Genomic DNA, 15,397 nt, shown 5'->3' on the forward strand with positions numbered 1-15,397 from the left:
CCCCTCTCGCGGCATGGCAAGGACGCAGCCGTACGGAACTGCCGGACTGGTCTGCACTTTAGTCACTTGAGGCGTTCCAGGCTATGCGTCTGACCGGCAGACTGCGGTTGGTGGGTCAGGATCTGCAAGGAGCCTGACCTTGATCACGTATGGGGTCGAATAGCTCACTTTAGAGACGAGGAATCCAAAGTCAGATCATCAGGTTACAAAGATCAAGGGAGCGCGAGACTCAAATCGCCTGCGCTGATGTTGGATCAGGCTGAAATATGTCGCTTCCAGTGCTTTGCCTCTCTTCATTGGCTGAGGCGGCTCAAGACCTTCAGCACGACATTCCGACCCATTCGATCGTCTTGACCAGGAAGAGGTCTGCGGCGATGGCACCCGCCACCAAGACCGCTGACATCCCTTACAATCACCAGGATACGAACACTACGACGGGCTCTGGTTTCAACCTGTGTTGCTGTATCCCAGACGTCCGCGATTCAGGAGCAGGGCATTTCCTGTGACGATCAAGGTGCTGACGCTCATCAGCAGCGCCGCCCACTCTGGGCGGAGCAGTATCCCATATGTCGGATAGAGCGCCCCAGCCGCGAACGGAATAGCGAGGACGTTGTAAATCGCAGCCCAGAACAGGTTCTGTCGGATCTTGCGCTGCACACGCCGCGCCAGACGGATGCTGGCCGCCACGGCTGCTGGATTACTATTCACCAAGACTACGTCCGCAGTCTCGACCGCCACGTCGGTGCCCGCCCCAATGGCGATCCCTACGTCAGCCTGCGCAAGGGCTGGCGCGTCATTGACCCCGTCACCCACCATAGCCACGCGCTGCCCCTGACCCTGAAGAGTTTGTATCTGGGCTGCCTTCTGCTCCGGCAGAACGTCCGCGATTACTGTATCCAACCCCAGCTGCCGTGCCACCGCCTGCGCGGTGCGCTCATTGTCGCCCGTCAGCATGGCGGCCTTCACTCCCAGTGCCTGGAGTTCCGCCACCGCCGTACGGGCCGATTCCCGCACGCGGTCGGCGACCGCCACGAGCCCCAGGAACTGTCCGTCCGCAGCCACGAACATGGCGGTCTTCCCGTCGGACGCCAGCTGAACGGCCTGATCCTCAGCGGCCGCGACGCTGACTCCCGCCTGCAGCATCAGCGCCCGGTTGCCGATTAGAACTCGCCTTCCACCTACCATTGCCTGTACCCCGCGCCCCGGCACAGCTTCGAACGCGTCTGGCGGCGTCACCGTCAGTCCCTGGACCTGCGCGCCGCGCACGATCGCTTCTGCCAGCGGATGCTGAGACGGCTGATCGGCCGACGCGGCCAAATGCAACACCTCACGTTCCGACAGGCCCGCTGCAGGGACCACGTCCGTCAGGGCGGGCTTACCCTCAGTCAGGGTGCCCGTCTTGTCGAAGACCACGGTAGTCACGCTCGCCGCCGCCTCCAGAGCCGAGGCGTTCTTGAACAGGACCCCCTCCTGTGCGCCCCGTCCGACCCCGACGGTAATGGCGGTCGGTGTGGCCAGGGCGAGCGCATCGGGACAGGCAATCACGATGGCGGAGACAGCGGCCGTCAGGGCGAAGACGAGGTTCTCTCCCAGTAGGGTCCACACGAGAAACGCCAGCAGGCCACTGCCCAATGCCACAAAGACCAGGTACTTCCCCGCTGTGTCCGCCAGGCGTTGCGCGGGCGCTTTGCTGGCCTGCGCATCTTGCACGAGTTGTACGATCCGGGCCAGGGCAGTGTCCGCCCCAACCGCCGTGGCCCGGAACTGGAACGCCCCGTTCTGGTTGACGGTGCCTGTGGTAACTCTCGCTCCGGGTGTTTTTTCTACGGGCACCGGCTCCCCAGTCAACATGCTCTCGTCTACGAAGGACGTGCCGCTCACCACTTCCCCGTCTACGGGCACGCGGTCGCCCGGCCGCATGGCGAGGGTATCACCCGTCACGATGTTCTCGACGGGAATCTCGACTTCGGCGCCGTTCCGGATCACCCGGGCGGTGGCGGGTGCTAGTCGCAGCAGGGCTTCTACCGCCCGGCCCGTAGCGAACCGGGAGCGCATCTCCAGCCAGTGCCCCAACAGGGAGAAGGTGGTCAGCATCGCAGCCGCCTCGAAAAACACGTCCTGCGAGCCCAGGGCCAGCGTGGCCCATACAGAGTACGCGTACGACACCAGGATGCCCAGGGCAATCAAGGTCATCATGTTCGCCTCGCCTCGCCTCAGGGCACGCCAGGCGGCGGAAATGAACGGCCACCCGCCCCACCAGACGACGGGTGTGGTCAACAATAACCCAAAGACATTCATGCCAAGGCCGAACGGGGGCATCGCGGTGAAACCGATGGCTTCCCCTATAGGGGAGTACAACACTGCTGGAATGGTGAGCAGCAACGACCCAACGAAGCGGCGCAGCATATCGGCCACCATCGCTTCTCCATGTCCCGCATGTTCACCCTGTCCGCCGGCTGAACCAGTGTGGGAGCCCTGCGCGTGTATGTGACTGCCCGCCTGTAGGGTGGTCGGGCTCCCATGTTGATGTTCGTGTCCGGTATGTCCCTGGGCTGGAAGGGACATTTCGGTGGGGTGGCACGTGCAGGTATATCCGGCCGTGTCCATCTGATCTCGTAGGCTTCTCGCGTCTATGATGGCCGGATCAATTTGCACGTGTGCGACGCTCCGGGTGCGGTCAAGGTGGGTCTGCAACACTCCCGGTAGCTGGTGGAGGAATGTTTCTACGTCCTGTAAGTCAGTCCCGCCGTGGCAGTTGCGGAGCGTGACCTCCAGCGCTGTAGTTGCCTCAGAGGGGTGATGCGCGTGCGTCATGAGGGCCTCCCGAGGGCCACAGTAGTCAGGAGGTGTTCAGCTTCTGTAAAGCCTGAGATGATCACGCCTTCCGTTCCCTGCACCGCTAGGGAGATGAAACGCAGAGAAGGGGCTTTGGTAGGGGCGTGTCCTTACAGGCCGCGTTTCTTCAGCCAGGTGCGGTAGTCGAGCATTTCCGTAGCCTGCGCGGTGATGATCGCTTTCGAAAGGCTCAGGACGCGGGCATCCTGGCCCTGCTGCAGGGCGAGGTTGGCCATGTCAATGGCGGACGCATGATGAGGCAGCATGCCTTGCAGGAACGCCACGTCCGGGGTCTTAGATTTCTTGATCATGTCGCCCATTCCACTCATGCTGCTTTTCATGGTGTTGGCCATGGTCGTGTTCACGCCGCCCATGCCTTTGAGGAGGGTATTCATTTGCGTGATCTCCTGCATCTGGTCCTTAATCACGGCATTCGCCCAGGCTTTCACTGTGGCGTCCTTGCTGACGGGTAACACCGCCTTGGCCATGTCGACGGCCATCTGATGATGCGGCACCATCATGCTCAGGAATGCGCGGTCAAACGCTTTGCCCTGTAGCTTTGCCAAAGCACTCAGATCCATCTTTTCCATCTTCATCTTGTCTGTGGTGCTGCCCATGCCCGCCATGTTGCTGTGATCCATACCTGCCATACCCTGGGCCAGAGCTCCTCCTGTAAACAGCACCGTCGTGGTCAGGAGGAGGAGAACACCAGCAGGCTTGGAGTGAGGTCGCAGATTCGTCATGTCTCTACCCTAGAGATTCCTTGTAAAGTTCCTGTAAAGCCTGGCTTGGCACAGAACATTTCAGGTCTAGCGGCGCGGTAGGGTGATGAACCGTATGCGTCTCTTTCCCCGACTGCTGCTCAACCACCTGGCCGTCATGGCGGTACTCAGTCTGGTCATGCTGGTGGCCGCGGAACTGGCGGCCCATCCCTTCATCCAGCATCACGTCAACCAGATGGTGCAGTTGCTTGGGGACGCTGGGACGGCTATGCGCGGTGACCTGAATGCAGGCATGCGTGCCACCCTGACCCGCGCGTTGCTCAGCGCCCTGCCGCCCGCACTGCTGGTGGCGGCCGTGACCGCCTGGGTGGCCGCGCGCCGGGTGACAGCATCCGTGCGTACCCTGCAGGCGGGCAGTGCCGCCCTGGCCCGGGGCGAATACCGCCGCCGCCTCCCTGAAGGGGGGCAGGATGAACTGGCGGATCTCGCGCACAGCTTCAACACTATGGCCAGCACCCTGGCGACTGTCGAACAGTCGAGGGTCGAATTGATCGGCAATGTCGCACATGAGTTGCGTGCACCTGTAGCGGCTGTACGCGGGTATGTGGAAGCCGCCCAGGATGGTGTCATGGCGCATGATCAGGCTCTGGGTGCGATTCAGCGGGAGCTGGCGGGCCTGGAGCGCCTGGCTGGGGACCTGAGCTTGGTCAGCCGTGTGGAGGCCGGGCAGGTAGAGTTGACCTTACAGGATGTGCCCGTAGCAGCGCTGCTTGCGCAAGTGCAGGACCGGTACGCGCTGGCGTTCGAGGAGAAGGGAGTCGCGTTCCATGTAGACGCAGCAGCGGGGCTACATGTCGAGGCGGACCCGGCGCGCGCCGCGCAGATCCTGGCGAACCTGCTGAGCAATGCACTTCGGCATACCGCGCCGGGCGGCGAAGTGCGAGTGTGCGCACAGGAGGAGGAAATGGGCGTACGCCTCTTGGTACACGACACGGGAACGGGGATTGCGCCGGAACACCTGCACCGGGTCTTTGAGCGATTTTTTCGGGCGGATACGGCCCGCACACGTGGGGAGGGAAGTGGTGTGGGTCTCACGGTCGCGCGCGGCCTCACCCGGGCAATGGGAGGCGAATTGACCGTGACCTCCACCTCTGGCGTGGGGAGCGTGTTTGAGGTGCGCCTACCGGTTGGGGGTAAAAATCCGTCAGGGGACTTTATAGAAGCGTAACGTCGGCCCCGTATGGTGGCGGGAATGAGACGGAAAGCAGGTTGGATGTTGGGGGCAGCCCTGGTGTTGGTCGGGTGTGGGCAAGCGCCCCAGGCGCAGACGCTGAGTGGGGATTTTCACGCGCTGCGTGTGCTGAACAGTGGCACGGTCATGTACGGGGAGCACGCGGGCGTCCGCCGGAGTATGGATGGCGGCCGGACATGGGACACCGCCGATGGCGTAGGTGACGCCATGGCACTCGGGCAGGGCTGGGAGATGACCGTGCTGGCGGGGCATGAGGTATTGAAAGTCAGCCGGGATGAGGGCCGGACCTGGGCGGACCAGGGGTTCGGGAACCTGCCGGGCCGGGACCTGCATGGCTTCGCGGTGGATCCTGGCCGGCCGGAGGTGTGGTACGCGAATGTGATGGGTCAGGGCCTGTTCCGCACAGCAGACGGTCAGCACTGGACGCAGCTGTCGGACGCCACGGCGGGCGCGTCGGTCCTCGCGGCAGGCCCGCAGGGTTTGTTGTACGCGCTGGACGCCCAGGGTCTACTCGCGTCGTCAGATGGTGGGACCTGGACCCGACGCCTGGGCGCGCCACGTGGGCTGAATCTGGATGTGCAACCGGACAGTGGAATGCTGTTCCTGGCCGGTCCCGACGGCGCGTTCCGTTCTACGGATCAGGGAGTGACGTGGATGTCCTTGTCACTCCCTGAAGGAGCTCACCTGATCGCGGTACATCCTCAGGACGGCGGCCGGTTGATCGCCATAGGTCTCAGTGGTGTGGTGTACCACTCGTCAAACGGTGGCGAGACCTGGCAGTAAAGTAAGAAACGGCTGAATATAGAGAATCCCCTATCCAGACTATCCGCCTGATGCGGTACGGGCGGCGTCCTCGTCTCGGAAGCGGTATCCGACGCCCCGCACGGTCTCCAGAAAACGCGGAGCCTCTGGAGGATCACTGAGTTTGCGTCGCAGAGCGGTGATATGTACGTCTACCACGCGCTCTGTCCCTGGGAAATCAGGGCCCCAGACGCGTTCGAGCAGGCGTCCACGGGACCAGGCCATGCCGGGATGCTGCGCCATGGTAGTGAGAAGGTCGAACTCCAGTTTGGAGAGCTCAATCCGTACGCCGGCCAGGTGGACCTCCCGAGCACGCAAATCAACGGAGAGATCGCCCTGCGTAACAGTGTGATGCACACCGACACGGCGCAGCAGAGCGCGGATGCGGGCGGTGACTTCACGAGGACTGAACGGCTTGACCACGTAATCGTCCACACCGCCGTCTAAGCCCAGCAGTTTGTCGTTCTCTTCTCCGCGCCCAGTAAGCATCAGGATCGGTAGACTCATTCCGGCGGCGCGAGCACCCCGCGCGAGTTGAACGCCTGTCATGCCGGGCAACATCCAGTCGAGCACTGCGAGATCGGCGCGAGGGAGCAGAGCCCAGGCCTCCGGGCCAGTCTGCGCTTCGAGAACAGTATGCCCTTCAGCGTGGAGATACACGCGCAGAACCTCCAAGATGGCGGGGTCATCATCGACGATCAGGACGGTGGGCATAGCCAATCTTCAGGTTGGCAGGTTGGGGAGACGGCGTGGTGAGGGGAAACCCGTCATGCCACTGAGTCCCAGGGCTCAGGAAGGCATGCCTTGAAGCTGTGAGAGCGGATAGGAGCGGAGCGTCACCACGAGTTGCGCTGCTCTCCTAGTCGAGCTGCTGACATCCCAGATGATGTATCTCGCCTGCATCACTTTCTCAAACTTGACCAAACCACTCCTAACCTATTGATACAGAGCTCTGTACCGGACATCTTCAAGTTGAGGCTGTGCTGGACGGGAAATTCCTGAACGTGTGATCGGTCGCGAACGGGCACGACAAACGGCGGTGTTTTGGGTGTGTGACCACTCCAAAACCCGCCGACCTTCAGCGTACCGAACTCACCCGCCACTTCAAAGCCTGCGTGCCCTTCCTGCGCCACGACACGCTGCAGCGTGTCGTGGACGTGATCTTCGCGATGGTGACTGCGAGGAGCGTAAATCACAGTGACCTGTGCGCCCACCTTCCCGGGGCAAGCTCTATCGATGCGAAGCGACGCCGGGTGGAACGAGGGTGCCGGGATCCCCAGCTCACCGAACCGGTGTTCCTGGCCTTCCTGCTGGCCCTGCTGCCCCCAGGGAAACTACTGCTCAGCATGGACCGTACGACCTGGGAGCGTGGGGATGCACCGTTGAATCTCCTTGTCCTGGGCGTCGTGCTGCACGGGTACACGGTGCCGCTCGTCTGGACCGCTCTGGATCACGACGGCAACAGCGGCACGGTCCGGCGCATCCAACTGGTCTCCAGACTGCTCAAGGCCCTTCCAGCGGTCCGCTGGAAGGGCCTGGTCGCCGACCGGGAGTTCATCGGCGGGGAGTGGTTCCGCTTCCTGAGACGCAAGGGGATCAAACGGGCCATCCGTATCCGGAAGAATGCCGTGGTCGACGAGCTGCGCGTGGATGCGTGGTTCGGCGATCTGAAGGTCGGGGAGGTGCGCTGCCTGGCCGAGCGCGCCAACGTGTACGGGGAGGTGATGCAGGTCGTGGCCACCAGGTCCCCCGCGGGGGACCTGGTCGCGATCGCCACCGATTTCAGCGTCTGGGACACGTGCGTCCTGTACCGGGCGCGCTGGTCCATCGAGTCGACATTCGCGAGCCTCAAAGTCCGCGGGTTTGATCTGGAGCGGACCGGCATCACCCGCCCAGACCGACTGGAACGTCTGTTCGGGCTGGTGATCCTGGCGTGGGTCAGCTGCCTCAGGGTGGGCGTGTGGCTCCAGGCGCAAGTCCCGGTCAAGGTGAAGGCTCATGGCCGCCCGGCCATGAGCCTGGTGCGGTACGGCGCTGAACAGCTGTGCCATGCCCTGCGGTGGAATCTGCCCGAGTTACCCGAACTGATCAGGCTGCTGAGCACGCCATTTCACGCGCCAGGCGCGGCTTGAAGGCAAGATGTCCGGTACAGAGCGACGGATCGTTAATCATTTGCACGGTCGGCCACCGCTTGATCCTCTGCGTGTCGATTTTGATGTCCCGCCAGAGATTGTACCCGTGTGGCGTGCGGCAAAAAGCGATGAGACGGAGTTAGGAATTATAGGAGCCCTGCTCCAGATGGATATCATCAACGTCTTCGACTTTGAAGTGTGCGTCATGAAGGTGGTGAGCATACTCACCGATCTTCAGCTGATTGACGATACGGTAAGCGGGTATGGCTGGATGCGGGATCATGAAGTGATCTTCCTACCACCTGGCTCCTTTGAGCAGGCGATGACTTCCGGGACAGCAGACAACCTTTTGGGAGAGGCGGAGCTGACTGAGGAACCATGACCATACCTTTGATCTCAGCAACTAGAGACAAAAGGATTGCTCCTAGAAATAACGTATATTCGAATAGAGGCACCAGCAATAACGCGAAATCTGTCATCGCGATTGGTCCTGAGAATGCTCCGGCAATCTCCATCTCACTCTCGTTCCCTACTGGGGACACTGAATAAAGGACAAGGCGGCCCGGATGAGGCCGCCTCGTCATAGAAGAGACTTACTTCTTGGTCGTGCGGCGGGCCTTGGGCTTGGCGGCCTTCCTGGCGTTGCCCAGCGCCTGCCCCTTGCTGTAGCTCGCGGCCATCTTCCGGCGCGTCTCCTCCACCATCGCCGCGAAGTCGACCGCGCCCGACTCCACCGCTTCCAGGCTCGCCTTCGGTGTCGCTGCCCGGCGCGTCGTGGTGGCCAGCGTCTCGTTCACACTGTCGAACCACTTCTTGTACGCCGGCGTGACATTCACGACCATGTCCTTGACCGTGCGCGTGTACGAACCTTCCGCTCCACGACGACGATATTCCTTGGGCAGTTCAAAGCGTGCCGGCAGGTCCGCTGCTTCGATCTCCCCCTGCCGAACCGCATCGCGGAACTGCTTGTAGAACGCATCGCTGCGTTGGGGGTTGGTGAGGTTGTCCATCTGCGCACTCAGTTTTTCGTAAGACACGTCTGAGTTATAAGGGGTGGCCTCTGCAAAGGCAAGAGGCCACTCTTTAAAATCCCGTCGTATTGGTATAGCCCCGATTCAGCCATAGGGCATCCAGCTCGCCAATGCTGAGATGTCCATACGCCCTGAAGGCCAGTTCCCAGTTCTGTTCCAGCGTCGGATCATTGCCCATGACTGTGTGATTCCTTGTGCCCTGCCACTTGTCTGTCGTAAGCTTCCGGTGCTCGAAGGCCACCCACAACGCAAAAGATTCCGGGTACTTCGCGCGCAGGCGCACCAAGTCTATGGGCCCGTGAAACGGACAATGTTGACTTAGATGGACTACTGGAAGACGCTTGGGACTTCAGCGACAGGCGAGTGGCGTCGCCGTGGCAAGGTTGCCCTGCTGCACCACTGCGCCCCTCTGCGCGCTCACACGGTGGCCCAGGTCCAGGCCTGTGCGCAATCCAAGCTCAAGTTCATCTGGGATACAGCCGGGGAGGAAAGTCAGGGCGACGCGGCCGTCAGCGGCGTGCGCCTGAAGACCCTGAGCCCTAGTGAAGTGCAGGACATGGCCACCGACGGCGTGTTCCTCTGCACCGGGCATGTGCCGAGCACCCAGTTCACACAGTCAGACTGCAGCTTGAGGGCCATGTGGAGGTGACGGGCGCGTGCTCCTGCGGTTTACTGTGGGACGCTTCAGTGTCCTGGACCGGTGAAGACAGGCCACGCCAGCCCCAGCCTGGTCAGGCGGAGAGGCCGCCTGCGCTTCGCATCCGCACAGAGAGCCAGGGGCGTCCCTGGCCTCGTCTCCTGCGATTCAGGTACTCCCGCCGGTCACAGCGGCCAAGGCGCCCAGCGAAGCCTTCAGCCCACACGCCCGCACCATTGATCGGGTCCTGTCCAGCAGAACGGAAACGCATGGGCGGCCACCTCTGGGCCTTCTCTCCTGCCGCATGGGTCGGTAATGCTCCAGAGATGACTTCCAGAACCTGACCCTTGTGATGCGAGGGACGAGCAGACTGGAGATCACTATGGGAAAGCAGAGAAAAGTCTGGAGCACGGACGTCAAAGAAGCCATCGTCCTGAGCGTGCTGCGGGGAGATCTCGGGGTCGCGGAAGCGGCCCGTCAGCACAGGGTCAACGAAAGTCTGATCCATACCTGGAAAACTCAGTTCCTGGAAGCCGGACGCGCCCGGCTCGCGGGCGACCGACAGGACCAGGGTGTCACCACCCTGGAACGCGAGAATGACCGTCTAAAGCGCCATCCTGGCGGAAAAGGAACTGGAGCTCGACATCTCGCGAAAAGTGCGGCGGCTCTGACACTGGACGAGCTGATCGTTCTCTGGCAGAGCCGACCCCAACTCAGCCTGCGGCGGTTCGCGCAGTATGCCGGCGTGCCGTACTGGCGGCTCCGGGACCATCAGCACAGCGCGTCGACGCGCTGTGCCAGGCAAGAGCACCGTGATGCGCTGTACGAGAAGGTGCGCCAGGCGGCACTGCAACACCCGACCTCCGGGTATCGGCTGCTGTACCAGGAATTCAAGGCCCAGGGCGAAGAGATGGGATTACACAAGATTCGCGTGGCCTTGGGCGAGTTGCATCTCCACCCACCGCTGCCACGGAAAACTCGGAAACCTTCTCCGAAGGTTTCCACGCCACAGGATTGGCCCGCAGGTCGACGGGTGCAGATCGACGCGACCCGTCTTTCCTTACCCGATGGGGTCTGCTGGATCTACTTCGTGCTGGACGTCCCTTCACGGGTAGTCCTGGCCAGCCGGGTGGTCCGGAGCCTGTCAATGCACCTCGCCAAGCTGACGCTTGACGAAGCGGTTGGTGTGCTGCGTGCTCAGGGGCACCCACGAGACTCTCGTGGTGCAGAGCGATGGAGGCAGTGATTTCACCAGTGACCTCTTTCAACAGAGCTGTTTGAAATACGGCAGCTGGGTGCGCTGCAAGGTCTCCCAGCCGGGGGGAACCGGACTCCTGGAACGCCTCAACCGGACATACAAGTATCAGTTTGCCTTCCGCCAGGACTGGCAGTCCATGGCCGATGTCCGGACCGCCATGCCGGACTTTCACCGCTGGTACAACCACGAGCGCCGTCATTCGGCGCTCGACTACGCCACGCCTTGGTCTACACTCACTTCATCGGCAAACGCTCGCAACGCCGCTTGAAGTCAAACCTGGAGCATTACCGGTCGGCTGTCCGGGTCACCTTCCGGCAGACGCTGCCTGTTGCGGCGTTGGCCCAGCCACCAGGCCGCCAGCACGGTGCTGAGCGAGACCGCGATCAGCATCATGATCAGGGCGATCAGCAACCCGGCCAGTTCTGCGAACATGGCTTCGCCATTCAGGGTGACCCACAAGGGCGTGCTCTGGTCGGCCCGCAGGAGCAGCGTCAGGGGGAGGGCGCCAGCGGCGTACCCCAGCACTAGGACCGTCACCATGCTCCCGACATGATCGCCGCCCACCTGCATGTTCAGGGCATACAACCGGCGAAAGGGCAGGCTGGGTTGGCTGTCGGCGACGGTCTCCACGACGGACGCCTGGGTGACGGTGATGTCGTTCATGGCTCCCAGGGCGGAGAGCATCACGCCAACCACATACAGACTCAGGGTGTTGAGGCCATACGAGTTCTGCGCGACGACCGCCGACCGGTCGGCGGTACCGCTGAGGAAGGTCAGGTGCGTGATCCAGACGGTGAAGAAGTAGCCGGCGGTGGTGGTTGTGAAGAGGGCCGTCAACGCGGCGTGGCTTTTCCAGTTCCAGCCGTGCACAAGGTACACGCAGAGGGCGAGCACGAACGCCAGGGCCGGGAGGGTCAGGAGGGCGCTGCTGAGGATCGCGCGCAGCCCTTTCCCACGGGCGACGGCCATGGCGATTACCATGACGGCCGCGAGCAGTCAGACGATGACCGGCTGGCCACGCGTGTAGGTGGGTCCGTCTGCGTACGAGATGGCATTGACCAGCTCAGCTCGCCGGTGGCCAGGGTTACCAGCACCTCGTCCCCACCATACGGCTGCTCGTACGTGTCACGCAGGTACGCGCCGATCGGCTTGGGCGAAGGGGGACCCATCCTGAGCGCAGCCGGAGAGCAGCAGGGGCAGCGCGAGCAGGATGGGGAGTCACCAATGGCGGGTCGGGCGTTGGGTCCAAGGCATACTTTGACCCACCATATCTGCACTTCTGTACAGATAAAAGCTTGCAGCTGCGCTTTCCACCATTATTTGTCGGCTCCCCCAACCCCGCTGGCGCTCACGCCCGTCACCAGCGCTTCCCGAATCCCCTGCGCGATGCCCAGTGCCACCCGGTCCAGGTAGTTGGGATTCTGGAGGTTTAGGCCGTCCACCGGGTGACTGGTGTACCCAATCTCAATCAAGGCCGCAGGAATGCGGCTGTTGCGCAGCACCGCCAGGGAGCGGTTGTTCCTGAGCCCCTGCGAGAACGCGCCCGTGACCGCAATCACGTTGTTCTGAATCAAAGCCGCAAAGGCACTGGACAGTGGGTGGTTCGGATTCCACCATGTTTCCACCCCGTACCCCCGGATGGCGCTGGCCGCTGGCATCGCGTTCACATGGATGCTCAGGAACAGCTGCGTGCCGGGCGTGCCCATGGCAGCACGCGCATTCAGATCAGCAGCCTTGTCCGCAAAGAGTTCCCGGTCGGTTTCCCGCGTCATGACCACCTCCACCCCAGCTGAGCGCAACAGATCCCTAACCCGCAAGGACACGTCCAGTGCCACCTGCTTTTCGGTCACCGCACCCACACCCCCGGGATCATGACCTCCGTGCCCCGCGTCAATCACCACGCGCGGCTTGACCCACTGGGTACGCATCGCCAGGATGGCTGCGCCCCCCAAGGCGGTCACTGTGGGTATGGCGGCCAACACGCGCTCCCTGGTGGTGAGGGGCGTCAGGTCCGCCAGAGCGGGCGAAAGGTCGATAGCCAGTCGGGACCGGTCGGAACCCGACAGTGGTTCCACCAGTTGGGCGCGCCAGCCACTGCGCGCGGCGACCGGCGTGCCCGTGAGCAGCGTCACCGTGACCCCGTCGGGCGTGGGGTCATAGCGCCACGCCCGCACTTCAGGACTGACATTCTGAGCAGAGCGCGCCTCAGCGCTGACGCCCGTCAATTCCACCCTCAGCCCGAGGCCACTGGGAACCATGTGGTACCGCGCGCCGGGCGGCAGGTCCAGCACCACGCGGGTCAAGCCGGGATTCGTGCTGATGCGCGGCGTCAGCAGGGGAGTGCCTGTCTGAAGGCGGCCCGGCACCTCTCCGCTCAGGGCGCTCGACTGGCCGGGCGTCTGCCCCGGCAGGGCCGGAGGGGTGGGCGGCGGCGTGACGCCCGCCACCGAGGAGATGACGTCGCTCGGCGTCAGGCCCGCGTCGAGCGGCGCGCTGGACGACACGAGGCGGGGCGCGGCGTTCACCGCTGGGCTTCCTGGGCGGCCCACGCCCCCGGGTGAGGGCGCCGCCACCGCGTCGGCGCGCAGCCCCCGTAAGGAGTCCCCTGCCCCCCCGTGCAGCGTGGGTCCAAAATCCAGAATCAGGACGCGCGTGCCGCGCGCGAGGGTCGCCTCACTGGCCCGCCACCCCTCCGTCCGCACGAGCGCAAAGGGCGTGGCCAGCCACACCTGCGTGTTTGAAGACCGGTAGGCCGTCACGCTGGGGCCCAGCGCCGGGCGAACGGCCGGTAGGACCGGCGCGCCAGACACGTCGATGCGCAGGCCATCTGCGGTGGGGGTCAACCGGTACGTCACGCCCGGCGGGAGGTCAAAGACCACACGCGTCGTGCCGCCCTCGCTGCTGAATCTCGGGCTGCCAAAGGCGGGCGCGGGCCTGGTGTCAGCAGGCTGCCCCGTAGAGGCCGGGCGTCCCGCGTCAGGTGCCGCCGCGCCAAGCTGCGGTGTGGGCTTCACCGGGAGGGGCGGGGCGCCCTGAACGGGTCCCGTCTGCGACGCGGCCTGGGCCGCGCCGAGGCCAAGCGCTGCGGTGAGCAGCAGGCTGGTGATGGCCCCGGGGCGGTGCACTGGAGAATCGGGGCATCGTTGACCTCTGGAGGGGGTGAAGCCGAGATGGCGGGGTCATCATAGGGGGGTGAGCCTTGAGCCTTCGGCGCTGCGGCACATCCCAGGAACACCCGGCGCGTGGCTCAGAGCACGCGGCTTGAGCGGCCCTCCCAAGCGCAGGACGCGGGCCCGGACCGCCTGGAGCACAGGGCTGCCCAGCCTGAGGACGGTGTTCATCCCCTGCCCGTGAACCGGGGTGGGTGGGTGGACAGCAACGGGACACATGCATGGGCTATCTTCAGTATACCTGTACAGGCTTACAGGTAACAGGGCGAATGGGCATGGGCGGCTGCGCCCGTCTTCCTCCTGGGGCCGACAGCCACGGCGACCCAACGCTTCACCACCTGAAGGCCTGACTGTTCATGCCCGGGCCTGAGCCCGCCTCGCCGCGCCGGCCGCCTCTTGCGGAAGGAGAACCCATGAAGAGAATGCTGTTGACCTTGACCGTCCTGCTCGCCTCCTGCAGTCAAGGCGAACGTGAGATCGAAGGCGTGACGTCCTTCAAGCACGACGGGGGCGACCACCAAGAAGGCCGCGTCCACTACGCCCAGCGGCCACCGGCGGGCGGCGCGCACCGCCCGGCCTGGCAGAACTGCGGCGTGTACGACCGCCCCCTCTATGACGAGTACGCCGTACACAGCCTCGAACACGGCGCCGTGTGGCTCACCTACACGCCGGACCTGCCTGCCGAACAGGTGAACGCCCTGAAACAGCTGGTGGAGGGCCGCACCCACGCCCTGCTCTCCCCACACGACACCCAGACCGCTCCAGTGGTGATCACCGCGTGGAACAAACAGCTGCACGTGCAGGACGCCACAGACGCGCGCCTGAAGCGGTTTTTGCAGAAGTACGAGCAGGGCGGGGAAGCGCCCGAGATCGGGGCCTCGTGCAGCGGCGCGTACAGCGGCACGGTCTGAGCCTGTGGGCAGGCGGCGCGCTGGCCGCTGCGATCCTCAGCGTGTTCTCCGCTGCCCTTTGGCCCCACTCGCCCACGGAGGGCAGCGCCGACGTGACGTTCGCCCGGGACATGAGCGCGCATCACGCGCAGGCGGTGAACATGAGCGTCACCCTCTTCGACCGCGCCCGGGACCCAGCGGTCAAGCGCCTCGCGCAGGACATCCTCCTCACGCAGCAGGCGCAGATAGGTCACATGGGCGGCTGGCTGATGGCGTGGGGCCGTCCCCTCTCGGGCATCGAAGCGCCCATGGCGGGCATGCACCGCGCGCACATGGGCCTCGCTTCCCCAGAACAGGAGCGGGCCCTGCAGAGCCTTCCGGTCGATCAGGCTGAAACGCAGTACCTGACCTTGATGCGCCGGCATCACCAGGGCGGCGTGGCGATGGCGAGAGGCGCGCTGAAGCGGGTGCAGCGGCCGGAGGTGCAGGCATTCGCCCAGCGGGTGATCGTCTCGCAGGCTTCAGAAGTGCGGGCCATCGAGGCCATGCTGCAAAACCGCAGGGCCGGGGGCGCGCCAACAGAAGAGCACCACACCCGTCTGGAGGGCCTGGACCATGAATGAGTACCGACAAAGCCGCTGGGAGACGCACCGGCCGGACCAACCGCTG

15 protein-coding genes are annotated in these 15,397 nt (G+C 63.9%); 9 read left to right on the forward strand and 6 right to left on the reverse strand.

Annotation, left to right across the window (positions count from 1 at the left end):
* Positions 1–447: 447 nt before the first annotated feature.
* Positions 448–2,418: a copper-translocating P-type ATPase gene (locus DGO_RS19800; protein WP_338032452.1), complete on the reverse strand. Its 1,971-nt coding sequence runs from the start codon at positions 2,416–2,418 to the stop codon at positions 448–450.
* A gap of 527 nt (positions 2,419–2,945) precedes the next feature.
* Complete coding sequence (locus tag DGO_RS19805; RefSeq protein WP_014682876.1) at positions 2,946–3,578, reverse strand: DUF305 domain-containing protein; 633 nt, start codon at positions 3,576–3,578, stop codon at positions 2,946–2,948.
* Positions 3,579–3,672: 94 nt separating this feature from the next.
* Between DGO_RS19805 and DGO_RS19810 the strand changes: the two genes are divergently transcribed.
* Complete coding sequence (locus DGO_RS19810) at positions 3,673–4,785, forward strand: sensor histidine kinase (protein WP_014682877.1); 1,113 nt, start codon at positions 3,673–3,675, stop codon at positions 4,783–4,785.
* A 231-nt stretch (positions 4,786–5,016) separates the two neighbouring features.
* Complete coding sequence (locus tag DGO_RS21450; RefSeq protein WP_145975563.1) at positions 5,017–5,592, forward strand: WD40/YVTN/BNR-like repeat-containing protein; 576 nt, start codon at positions 5,017–5,019, stop codon at positions 5,590–5,592.
* Between the two features lie 39 nt (positions 5,593–5,631).
* Here DGO_RS21450 and DGO_RS22530 read toward each other — a convergent pair whose 3' ends face one another.
* Positions 5,632–6,324: a response regulator transcription factor gene (locus DGO_RS22530; RefSeq protein WP_014682879.1), complete on the reverse strand. Its 693-nt coding sequence runs from the start codon at positions 6,322–6,324 to the stop codon at positions 5,632–5,634.
* A gap of 455 nt (positions 6,325–6,779) precedes the next feature.
* Here DGO_RS22530 and DGO_RS19825 point away from each other — a divergent pair, with 455 nt between their 5' ends.
* Together DGO_RS19825 and DGO_RS19830 are read left to right on the forward strand one after the other, a co-directional pair.
* On the forward strand, positions 6,780–7,742 hold the full coding sequence (locus tag DGO_RS19825; protein WP_014682881.1) for an IS4 family transposase: 963 nt from the start codon (positions 6,780–6,782) through the stop codon (positions 7,740–7,742).
* Between the two features lie 7 nt (positions 7,743–7,749).
* Positions 7,750–8,124: a hypothetical protein gene (locus DGO_RS19830; protein ID WP_145975564.1), complete on the forward strand. Its 375-nt coding sequence runs from the start codon at positions 7,750–7,752 to the stop codon at positions 8,122–8,124.
* A gap of 211 nt (positions 8,125–8,335) precedes the next feature.
* On the opposite strand, the gene DGO_RS19835 is transcribed toward DGO_RS19830, so the two are convergent.
* On the reverse strand, positions 8,336–8,779 hold the full coding sequence (locus tag DGO_RS19835; RefSeq protein WP_043805036.1) for a hypothetical protein: 444 nt from the start codon (positions 8,777–8,779) through the stop codon (positions 8,336–8,338).
* A gap of 316 nt (positions 8,780–9,095) precedes the next feature.
* Between DGO_RS19835 and DGO_RS19840 the strand changes: the two genes are divergently transcribed.
* From DGO_RS19840 to DGO_RS23615, 3 genes are all read left to right on the forward strand, one after another.
* Entirely contained in the window at positions 9,096–9,422 is a 327-nt protein-coding gene (locus DGO_RS19840; RefSeq protein WP_014682885.1) for an NAD(P)/FAD-dependent oxidoreductase, read from the forward strand.
* 370 nt (positions 9,423–9,792) lie between these two features.
* Complete coding sequence (locus DGO_RS24535; protein ID WP_014682887.1) at positions 9,793–10,656, forward strand: transposase; 864 nt, start codon at positions 9,793–9,795, stop codon at positions 10,654–10,656.
* A complete protein-coding gene (locus DGO_RS23615; RefSeq protein ID WP_226991556.1) occupies positions 10,631–10,936 on the forward strand; it encodes an integrase core domain-containing protein in 306 nt (101 codons plus the stop codon). Before DGO_RS24535 ends, DGO_RS23615 begins: the two co-directional genes overlap by 26 nt.
* A gap of 2 nt (positions 10,937–10,938) precedes the next feature.
* Here DGO_RS23615 and DGO_RS19855 read toward each other — a convergent pair whose 3' ends face one another.
* Together DGO_RS19855 and DGO_RS19860 are read right to left on the reverse strand one after the other, a co-directional pair.
* Positions 10,939–11,637 (reverse strand): YibE/F family protein, encoded by a 699-nt coding sequence (locus DGO_RS19855; protein ID WP_014682889.1) that lies wholly within the window; start codon positions 11,635–11,637, stop codon positions 10,939–10,941.
* Between the two features lie 347 nt (positions 11,638–11,984).
* Complete coding sequence (locus tag DGO_RS19860) at positions 11,985–13,523, reverse strand: N-acetylmuramoyl-L-alanine amidase family protein (protein WP_226991568.1); 1,539 nt, start codon at positions 13,521–13,523, stop codon at positions 11,985–11,987.
* A gap of 728 nt (positions 13,524–14,251) precedes the next feature.
* On the opposite strand from DGO_RS19860, the gene DGO_RS19865 reads away from it, so the two are divergent.
* Both DGO_RS19865 and DGO_RS19870 read left to right on the forward strand, forming a co-directional pair.
* Positions 14,252–14,749: a DUF3105 domain-containing protein gene (locus DGO_RS19865; protein ID WP_014682893.1), complete on the forward strand. Its 498-nt coding sequence runs from the start codon at positions 14,252–14,254 to the stop codon at positions 14,747–14,749.
* A gap of 92 nt (positions 14,750–14,841) precedes the next feature.
* Positions 14,842–15,351: a DUF305 domain-containing protein gene (locus tag DGO_RS19870; RefSeq protein WP_226991569.1), complete on the forward strand. Its 510-nt coding sequence runs from the start codon at positions 14,842–14,844 to the stop codon at positions 15,349–15,351.
* Positions 15,352–15,397: the final 46 nt, after the last annotated feature.

The organism is Deinococcus gobiensis I-0, assembly GCF_000252445.1.
GTDB classification, from domain to species: Bacteria; Deinococcota; Deinococci; order Deinococcales; family Deinococcaceae; genus Deinococcus; species Deinococcus gobiensis.